At 44.2% G+C, this 10,294-nt stretch carries 5 protein-coding genes and 2 pseudogenes; 6 read left to right on the top strand and 1 reads right to left on the bottom strand.

Annotated features, from left to right (window positions below; translation table 11 throughout):
* Window positions 1–126 precede the first annotated feature (126 nt).
* The 3 genes from DW922_RS16720 to DW922_RS16710 all read left to right on the top strand — a co-directional run bounded on the left by DW922_RS16720 (window position 127) and on the right by DW922_RS16710 (window position 6,693).
* Entirely contained in the window at window positions 127–2,958 is a 2,832-nt protein-coding gene (locus DW922_RS16720) for a transporter substrate-binding domain-containing protein (RefSeq protein ID WP_147353390.1), read from the top strand.
* Between the two features lie 31 nt (window positions 2,959–2,989).
* A complete protein-coding gene (locus DW922_RS16715; RefSeq protein WP_118727137.1) occupies window positions 2,990–5,845 on the top strand; it encodes a transporter substrate-binding domain-containing protein in 2,856 nt (951 codons plus the stop codon).
* Window positions 5,846–6,354: 509 nt separating this feature from the next.
* Complete coding sequence (locus DW922_RS16710; RefSeq protein WP_118727136.1) at window positions 6,355–6,693, top strand: hypothetical protein; 339 nt, start codon at window positions 6,355–6,357, stop codon at window positions 6,691–6,693.
* On the opposite strand, the gene DW922_RS18350 is transcribed toward DW922_RS16710, so the two are convergent.
* Window positions 6,680–6,811 (bottom strand): hypothetical protein, encoded by a 132-nt coding sequence (locus DW922_RS18350; protein WP_279221205.1) that lies wholly within the window; start codon window positions 6,809–6,811, stop codon window positions 6,680–6,682. The two genes, DW922_RS16710 and DW922_RS18350, sit on opposite strands and share 14 nt — an antisense overlap.
* A 150-nt stretch (window positions 6,812–6,961) precedes the next feature.
* Between DW922_RS18350 and DW922_RS16705 the strand changes: the two are divergent.
* The 3 genes and pseudogenes from DW922_RS16705 to DW922_RS16695 all read left to right on the top strand — a co-directional run bounded on the left by DW922_RS16705 (window position 6,962) and on the right by DW922_RS16695 (window position 9,990).
* Window positions 6,962–7,374 (top strand): annotated as a pseudogene (locus DW922_RS16705) (phage holin family protein).
* 1 nt (window position 7,375) lies between these two features.
* A pseudogene (locus DW922_RS16700) lies at window positions 7,376–7,717 on the top strand (N-acetylmuramoyl-L-alanine amidase); the annotation flags it as partial.
* A gap of 143 nt (window positions 7,718–7,860) precedes the next feature.
* Entirely contained in the window at window positions 7,861–9,990 is a 2,130-nt protein-coding gene (locus tag DW922_RS16695; protein WP_118727135.1) for a transporter substrate-binding domain-containing protein, read from the top strand.
* The last annotated feature ends 304 nt before the right edge of the window (window positions 9,991–10,294 follow it).

The following is a 10,294-nucleotide window of genomic DNA, read 5'->3' as shown; positions in this document are numbered from 1 at the left end:
GAGAAGCCCCCACTTCAGGCGCTAGCTAAGTGGTGGGAGTATGTCACCAGCAGCAGACGGGATTTCATAACGGATATAGCTTTAGGGGATACACAATAAAAAGGGGACGGAGCATAAGTGGGAAGAATGGACAGAGAAACAGAAAAACGGATAAGAAAAAAAGATAAGAAAAAAAGCTTATGGATTAGTATTTTGGTACTGCTCATGCTGCTTTTGGTACCGGCTTCTGTTCATGCGTCTGAAATGAAAAGCAATGGAAAAACAGCTCAGGCAATGGAGAAAGAAAATAAAACCGTGAGAGTTGGCTATTTTCCATATGCCAATTTTCAGGAAGGCGGTTATGGGGAACACAAGCAGGGAGCAGGCTATGAATATCTCCAGAAGATTTCTTATATAACCGGCTGGAAGTATGAATATGTCTATGGCTCGTTCAAAGAGTGTCTGGATATGCTGGCAGATGGAGAAATAGATATACTTGGAAGTGTCAGTTATACACCGGAAAGGGCAGAAGCAATCAGTTTTTCTGATTATGCGGAGGGAACAGAACGATATTGGATCTATACCAGGGAGGATCATTTGAACCTTACGGATGGAGATTTAAAGCAGCTGAATGGCTGCCGTATCGGCGTTGCGGATGGAAGCTGTCAGAAAAAACTTCTGGAAAAATGGCTGGACAGCAATCAGCTTCATGCAGAGATTGTTGTCTGCAAAGGCTATGATGAAATAATAAAAAAACAGGATGCAGATGAACTGGATGCATTCGTGATCCCGGCACTATCTGTCGACAGTGATTTTATTGCAATTGCTAATATCGGTGTAAGTGACTGCTATTTCGGTGTATCAAAATCCAGACCGGATCTGTTAGAGGAATTAAATTCTGCCCTGGAAGAAATCAACAATACAAAAACGGACTACAGCAGCAAGCTGTATGCCCGTTATGAAGGGAAAGCAGCCATAAATTATGCACTAAATATGGAAGAAAAACAATGGCTGGCTGCCCATGAAAATACCATACGTGTGGGGTATCTAAAGGATAATCTTCCTTTTTGCGGTGAAGAAGACGGAAAACTGACAGGAATTCTCGGAACCGTTCTGGAGACTGTTCAGAAAAAATATGAAATCACGATCCAGGCAGTTCCCTGTTCCACGGGCATACAGATGAATGAGGCATTGCAGGCTGGTGAAATTGATATTGCCGGTCCTATCATTCAGGATTTTTATACGCAGGAACAGTTTCAGGTAGTTTTGACCGATAAAATCTTTGATATCACGCCGGTAGTTATTTACAAAGGAAATGACTACAGCAGCAGTCTCTCCGCAATCGCAGCAACAGAGACCTCACTGTATTCTGAATTGATGGTGTCCCTTCTTTTTCCGGACGCCGAGATCAAACAATATGACACACAGGAAGAATGCCTGGAGGCAGTAGCAAACGGAAAAGTGGGAGCAACTGTTATTCCGTCTTCCAAAATCAATCTTCTGAATGAAAGTTCATTGACCAAAAGTCTGTCATTTGCAGAGATGGCAAAACGGCAGGAATTAGGAATGTTTACGACGAGAGGAAACAGAAGAGCAGCTACCATTATCAATAAAGCAATTGATCAGTCCTCCGATATTCTAAATGGCGTTGTCCTTGCACTGAATTCTGTTTCAGAAAAGAAAATGACCCTGCAGGATGTCCTTGCAGAGTATGCCGGTTTAGTGACCGGAGTCTCCTTTGCGATTATTTTTGTACTTCTTCTTCTGGTTTATTCGCTTTTGGTAAGCAGGAAAAAACAGATGGAAGCATTGAAGGAAGCACAGAATGCAAATGCGGCGAATATTGCGAAAACAACGTTCCTGAATCACATGTCCCATGACATCCGGACACCGATGAATGCGATCGTCGGATTTACCGATATTGCCTTGAAGCTGAAACCGGACAGGAAAGTGGAAAATTATCTGAAAAAGATCAGGCAGAGTTCCGAATATCTGATGACCCTGATAAATGATGTGCTGGATATCAGCCGCATTGAAAGTGGTAAACTGGAATATAAACCAGTGCCGGTGGATTTGGGGGATATGGTTAATACGGTTTTGTCGATTGCAAGAGGCTATACGGAAAACCGCGACCTTATTTTTACGGTTTCAATAGAAAAACTTAAAAATCCTTATGTGATGGCAGATGAACTCAGGATCAGGGAGGTATTGCTCAACATTATCAGCAATGCAGTCAAATTTACAAAAGATGGAGGTACCATTTCATTTGCTGCAGAAAGCCGTCCGGGTAAAGATGAGCAGCATATCATTGTGCGCTTTCGCATATCAGATACCGGAATTGGTATGAGCGAGGAGTTCCAGACCAGAATATTTGATGAGTTCAGTCAGGAAAATAACGGAGCAAGAACCAGCTATAAGGGAACCGGACTGGGGATGGCGATTGCCAAACGGTATGTAGATCTTATGGGTGGAAAAATTGAAGTCAGCAGCAGACAGGGCGTTGGCTCGACATTTACTGTCGAAATTCCATTGCTTATAGCAGAACATGTACCGGCTGAAAAGGAAGAAAAGCTCAGGAACGATATTGCTGTACGTGGTTTACATGTCCTTTTGGCAGAGGACAATGATTTAAATGCAGAGATAGCCGTAACTCTATTGGAAGAAAAAGGGATGATCGTAACCAGGACTGCCGATGGAAAATCTGCGCTCACGCAGTTTTGCAATACAGCTCCGGGGACCTTTGAGCTGATCTTGATGGATATCATGATGCCGGAAATGAACGGATATGAAACAACAAAAGCCATAAGGAATATGCCGGATCGCCCGGACGGAAAGAAGATTCCCATTATAGCAATGACAGCAAATGCATTTGCAGAGGATATACAGGCAGCTTTGGATGCCGGGATGGATGGTCATGTGGCAAAGCCAGTCGATATGGGTGTGTTGCTGTCTGTCATCACAAAATATATAAAACGATGAAGAACCTGGCGGTTTGAGGGAGAAAACAACAATGTATAAACGTAGAAAAAAAACAGCCGTACTATGTGCAGGAATATTTGCGGTTTTGGGAATGTGGATACTATGTTCCGTACATTGCTGGGCTGCCGAGACGCAGTATGATGACAGGCAGCAGACCATTCATGTCGGTTCATTTGAGGATACCTTCGATTATGTTGATGAGTACGGGGTTAGACGCGGCTTCGGCTACGAACTCATGCAGGCTCTGGCAGGCTATACCGGATGGAAGTTTGAGTATGTGAAATGTGACTGGTCCAACTGCTTTGATAAGCTTGAAAACGGTGAGATTGATATCATGGGAGATATTTCCTATACCGATGAACGGGAACAAAAGATGCTGTATTCGGAGGAACCAATGGGAGAGGAAAATTATATCCTCTATGCCGATCTGTCAGATACAGATGTCGTGACATCGGATTTTCGGTCTATGGACGGGAAGCGCGTAGGCGTGCTCTTAGGTACAGAGCCTGAAGTCATGCTGACAGAATGGGAAAAAAAGAATGGCATACATACAGAACACGTAAATGTATATAATAATGACGATGTCGAAAAGAAATTGGCGGATCATGAGATTGATTGCTTTGTGTCTCTGGAGGAATCCTTCTGGTCTGAACAGGGAATCTCATCCGTTACCACGGTGGGAAAATCAGGCATATATTTTGTGATAAACAAAGAGCGCAGCGATATCAAGGCGGAGCTGGACTGGGCTATGCGTCAGCTGGAGCAGGACAGTCCGTTCTTCCGGGCAGATCTGTATAAGAAGTATTTTGCGCTTGATTACAGCCAGAGTCTTACTGGCAAAGAAAAGGCATGGCTGGAGGAGCATGGCAGCATCCGGATCGGATTTATGGACAATGCTCCGTCGGTTTTTTCCATGGATGAAGAGACCGGCAGGCTTACGGGTACGCTGTCGGAATATATTTCTTATGCCGTAGACTGTCTGGGGAATCAGACACTGAAATTTGATATACAGGCATATGAGAATTATGAAGAAATGATTCAGGCCTTACAGGATCACGAAATTGACATGATTTATTATGTCGGCAGAAATCCTGATTTTGCGGAGAAACATGGCTTTACGCTGACAAATGCAGCCTGGACCTACAGCCTGATGGCGGTAACGGATGAACAGCATTTTAATGAGAATGAAGTGTATACAGTCGCTGTACCAGGGAAAAATGAGGCCTTAAAACAGCATATTATGTTCAGCTATCCTCAATGGAGACTGGTCAGTTACGATTCGCTTCCGGATGCGGCAGATATGCTCATGAATGAAAAGGCAGACTGTTTTCTCCTGGGAACCAGTAAAGCACTGAAATATGATAATCATCAGGATTTCAAGAGCATTCCGCTTACAAAAACAATGGAGGCCTGCTTTGCCGTGAGAAACGGAGAGGGAACTCTTTTGACGATACTGAATAAAACGCTGAAGACCATGCCGTCTGATATGATTATGAGTGCACTGGCAATCTATGACAGTACGGCGGATAAGGTGACGTTTTCTGATTTTATAAAAGACAATCTGCCGGTTGTGTTTCTCACTTCAGGGATATTTACATTCAGCATTATTGGTGTTGTCCTTGTACTTTTAAGAAAGGCCAGGAAGGCAGAAGCTTCTGCAAAGCTTGCTGCAGATGATACACAAAAGCTGAATGACAGGCTGGAAACCGCCCTGAAAAAAGCAGAGGCGGCCAGTCTCGCAAAGACCCGTTTTCTTAACAATATGTCGCATGACATCCGAACTCCTATGAATGTCATTCTGGGCTATGCACAGCTTATGGAGGATGAGCTGAAAGAAAAGGACCTGCCGGAAACAAAAGAACATCTGGAAAAACTGCAGCAGTCCGGAAAGCTTCTTCTGTCCATCATAAATAATGTACTTGATATGGCCAGGATCGAGAGCGGGAAAATGGAGATTGATGAGAGCTATAGCCGGATTGAAGATATCCGTCAGTCTGTGTTTACAGTTTTTGATGCCGAAGCAAGGAAAAAGAAGATTGCTTTTCGTTACTCGGTGAGTGTAGAGCATGAGCATGTACTGACGGATGTTACCAAGGTAAAAGAGATATTTGTCAATATCCTGAGTAATGCCATGAAATATACTCCTTCCGGTGGCTCTGTTACGGTAAGCCTGGAGGAACTGCCATGCGATGAGCCTGGATACATGATTGTGAGGACCAGGGTAAGCGATACGGGAATCGGTATGAGTCAGGATTATCTGACAAGGATTTTCGAAGCCTTTACCCGTGAGAAAAACACTACAAGGAGTAAAATTGCTGGAACCGGACTTGGAATGTCCATTGTAAAGAGATATGTGGACCTGCTTGGTGGAACAATACAGGTAGAGAGCGAGCTCGGAAAGGGCAGTACCTTTACCGTTACGCTGAAACTCAAAATAGCAGATGAAAGCTATTATGAAAACAGGCAGATCGAAAATCCTGAAACAGGCACGGAAATCCTGGAAGGCAGGAATATCCTTATAGCAGAGGATAATGATCTGAATGCGGAGATTGCAGAGGCAGTCCTTAAGCGTGCCGGTATGAAAACAGAGCGCGTGGTGAATGGTATTCAGTGTGTCAACATGATAATAAAAATGCCGGCGGGCACCTATGATATGATCCTCATGGATATCCAGATGCCTGAAATGGATGGCTATGAGGCAGCACGGGCAATCCGGCAGCTGCCGGATCGGGAGAAGGCATGTATCCCGATCATTGCAATGACGGCAAATGCATTTGAGGAAGATAAGAAAGATGCCATGGCAGCCGGAATGAACGGTCATATGGCAAAGCCGATCCAGGTAGAACAGCTGCTGTCAATGTTAGCGGAAATGATGTGCAAAAAATAATACCTTTTTTAGCTGTGGTTGCCCTCCTGGACATTCTCTGCTATGATAGAATACAGTCTCGTTTTTTACAGTCCAAATTTGAAAAACACCGCTGGAAGCCTCATTTTATATAGCTTTCTCGGCGGTGCCTTTTCGTTTTACTATATAGTCTTTTTTCCTACCAGATATGGTTTGGAAAAATTTTTTATGATTTTACAGGTGGCTGTTTGCTCAGTTTCTGAATCTCCTTCATTTTTCGCTTTGTAATAAATTCATAATCCGTTTCAAACCCACATATTTTGTGTAAGGCATCTGTGATAGAGTTGCGGATAATTCATCGAGGCCATGCTGCATCGGAAACTCAGCACGGCGGATATTCTCATTGATGATCACACGCCGAATTTGCACCGCTGGGAGGAAGCGGGCGGTCTTGGCGTGAAGTGGCTGAACGAGATCAATGGCAATAACGGTCGCTTTGAGGGTACACGTGTTGGCAGTACGGAAGAATTACGCGAGGTGCTAGATGCGGCATGCGCGGGATTTTATTGCCAAGCGGGAAGCGCCTGCTTTCGTCAAGCATTTGGACCTATATCGTAGATGATGACATCGTGATTAATGGTTGGTATTTCCTGGACGGCGAACCCAAACTCTATGTCAGAGATACACCTGATACAAGTTCTGTGGCATGGGGACGAAATCAGATGAGCAGATATAAGACCTATGCTGCCCGAGAGTGGATGTACCGATATTCGGAATACACTTTGTATCGCGAGCTCTACCTGTTTACACCGCATCTTGCTACTATCAACAACCTTGGATCTCCGGTCATCAAGACCGCAGATAAGACCATGAAAATCACATTTTATTAGAGAGCGTATGAAGAATCGTTTCGGGCTTTTTCTTTTTGCTCCAAAGTACGATAAGTGCCAACACATGGTTTCTGCCATCGAGGTAACCAATATTATATACATTTTCTAATGCGTTCATTATAAAACCCTCCGTATTCGAAGATAGCATAGAACACGGAACGAGGCTCGTCCATTCACTGGACGGTATAGAAGTATATATCTGTAATAAAGTTAGGCTCGTTGCACTGAAAAAATGTGCAAGGAGCTTTTTTAAAGGAGAAACAACATCATGAAAGAATTCTGGAACACGATTCAATTTGTATTTGCGGCAGTCGGAGGTTGGCTTGACTACTTCCTTGGCGGCTGTGATGGTCTGCTTACGCACTGCTTGCCTTTGTGGTGATTGATTACATCACCGGGGTAATGTGTGCCGTTGCGGACAAGAACCTCTCCAGCGAGGTCGGCTTTAAGGGAATCTGCCGCAAGGTGCTGATTTTCCTGCTCGTGGGCATTGACAATGTGCTGGATGTGCAGGTGATCGGGACAGGCAGTGTGCTGAGAACTGCAGTGATTTTCTTCTACATCTCTAATGAGGGAGTGAGCCTTCTGGAGAACGCAGCTCATCTTGGCCTGCCTGTGCCGGAGAAAATCAAAATCATATTAGAGCAGCTCCATGACAGAGCAGAAAGCGAGGATAAGTAAAATGGGATATACAAACAGTTCTCTGGTGTCCTACACCAAGCTCAGTCCGAACCACTCCGGGCAGCGTACGCACAGTATCGACTGCATCACGCCACACTGCGTGGTCGGTCAGTTATCAGCTGAGAGCATCTGCTCATGCTTTACCAGTCCGTCCAGACAGGCAAGCTGCAATTATGGCATTGGCAAAGACGGCCGAATTTCTCTCTGCGTGGAGGAAAAGAACCGCAGCTGGTGTTCTTCATCCAATGCCAATGACCAGCGTGCCGTCACCATCGAGTGTGCCAGTGATATGTTAGAGTCGTATGCGATGAACAGAGCCGTCTACGATTCTCTTGTCAAGCTCTGAACCGACATCTGCAAGAGAAACGGCAAGAAAAAGCAATTTTGAGAAGTTAAAGATTGACTGTGACTTCTACGAAAGATATATTATATTTGTGATTTTATAGGTATCAGGAATCTCATACAAAGGAGATATTAAAAACACATATGAAAGATAATGTAGCAAAGGTGATCTATCGGCTGTTGCTTGTGATTACCGCAATTGTAACTGCCATTATTGTGGGCTTTACAATTGTTCAAATGGGTGTTTTTTCACCAGAACCGAAAGTAGAAGTAACGGCCAAGTATACAGGTAAAGATGTCCCAGAGTTGCGAATCGCTACGGACTATGATTTTTGCCCAAACGCATATATCAACAGCAAGGGCGAATTGTCCGGGCTATATATTGAAATTATGACAGAGCTTGCGAATCAACTGGAAATGAAACCAGTGTTTCTGACAGACAATTGGCTTGGCTGTAGAGCGAAATTGGAAAGCGGAGAGGCAGATGTCCTTCTTGGGCTGGAAATATTCTCCAACATGAAAGGGACGCTGCATACGATTCCAATGGCATCAGATGAATTGTGTATGTTTGGCAAACAAAAGGCACTAAGTGCTGCTGCGCTTTCTGGTAAACGGGTTTCCATTATGGCACGCTCCGTAATCATAGGACTTTTTGATTTGCAATGTGAATATGTGGAGTACAATACAAACACGGAAATCCTTCAGGCTGTGGAAAACGGAGAGGTTGATTTTGCCATCTGCCATAGTGCAGTCGGAGAAAAAATCATTGAAAACAGCAATCTGGATTTGGTAAGGGGCGCATCCATTATGAAGAGCTTTCCGTCAATCGCCGTAAAGGATACCAATCCGGAACTGCAGGCCAAGCTGAATACAGCCCTGCAGGCCATGGCTGAGGATGGAACACTGTACAAGCTGAAAACGAAATGGATTATAGATTTCACACGAAATCACTCTCTCGATTATGTGTTGGAGAATAATCAGGCGTTCTATATTATTTCAGTCATGTCAGTTATTCTGCTTTTGATTATCTCCGCAGTGTTTCGGATGTATGCAAGCAGTCAGGAGCGGCATATTAAAGAACTCCTGGTTTACCAGAAGAATCTGGAAGATTCTAACGTAAAGGCAGAGCGTGCCAATCGTGCAAAGTCTGACTTTCTTTCCCATATGTCTCATGATGTTCGAACACCGTTAAATGGAATCGTGGGAATGTCAGGGATCATTCGAAAGAATATTACGAATCCACAGCGTATTAAGGAATGTTTGGATAATATAGATATTGCATCCGGTCATCTTCAGTCTATGCTCAGTGATGTTCTGGATATGAGCAAACTGGAAAGCAGAGAAATTGAATTGGAGCATGTTGCTTTTTCTCTGGACGAGGAGTTAGAAAATGTGCAGGCAATTGTGATAGGTAAGCTGCAGGAGGGAAACATAGATTTAATCATCCGGGATGACCAGGTTCAGCATCGCTTCCTCATCGGAAGTGTGATGCATTTTCGCAGAATACTGCTCAATCTCCTCAGCAATGCAATCAAATATTCTAAAGAGAACGGACATGTACAGACAATCGTTTCGGAAATAGATGGAAACAGCGAAAATAGTACTGTTTTAGAGATAAAGGTGCAGGACGATGGTATCGGAATGAGTCGGGACTTTATCGAGAATGACCTGTATAAACCTTTTACGCAGGAACATAAAACAGCACGCACAAAGTATAAGGGAACCGGTCTTGGAATGGCAATTGTCCATGAACTTGTAAATGCAATGCAAGGCACCATTCAGGTGGATAGTGTTCTGGGGAAGGGGACAACCTTTACTGTTACGTTGCCGTTTGAAATTGGTGTTTCACCGAAGGGGCAGGAAGAAAAAGATGATAAGAGCGGAGACCTTCAGGGGATGCACTTGCTTGTGGTGGAAGATAATGATCTGAACCGTGAAATTACACAGTGCGTCTTAGAAGAGGCCGGGGCAGAAGTCGAGACTGCAGCAGACGGAAAGCAGGCAGTGGAAATCTTCAGCAGCGCAAGAGAGAGCTACTATGATGTAATCCTTATGGATATCATGATGCCAGTTATGGATGGTATAGAGGCCACCAGAACGATTCGCAGTCTGGCCAGAAAGGATGCACAGAACATTCCCATCATTGCTGTTACAGCAAATGCCTTCACGGAGGACAGAAAGAAAACGGAGGAAGCAGGCATGAACGGGCATATTTCCAAGCCGATTGATGAGAAAAAACTGCTGGGTGTAGTGGCGAATTACAAAAAAGCGTAAGTGCATTTTATGAAGATGGTCACATCGTGACAAAAAACTTAACAGGCTGAATAACTGGTATAGAAGCAATGCCCATCGAGGAGTCAAATCCTTGGTGGGCATTATTTTTTTGCCTTTCAGTTCTTAAAGCGTGACCTTTTGTCCTTTCACCTGTAGAGGGCAGACAACACGATATGCACCCTCGGAACGGAGGTCATAGCATGACAGAATCACAGAAATAACAGATCATATCCTTCCGCAGACAGGGCATCGGATATTTGAAAAAATGCACGCCGCATTCTCGTTACTTTAGTGATGAGTTAGG

The sequence above is a fragment of the Clostridium sp. AM42-4 genome, assembly GCF_003480105.1.
Taxonomy (GTDB): Bacteria; Bacillota; Clostridia; order Lachnospirales; family Lachnospiraceae; genus Brotaphodocola.
Note: the sequence above shows the minus strand (reverse complement) of the source record. Positions and strands in the feature narration are given on the sequence as shown.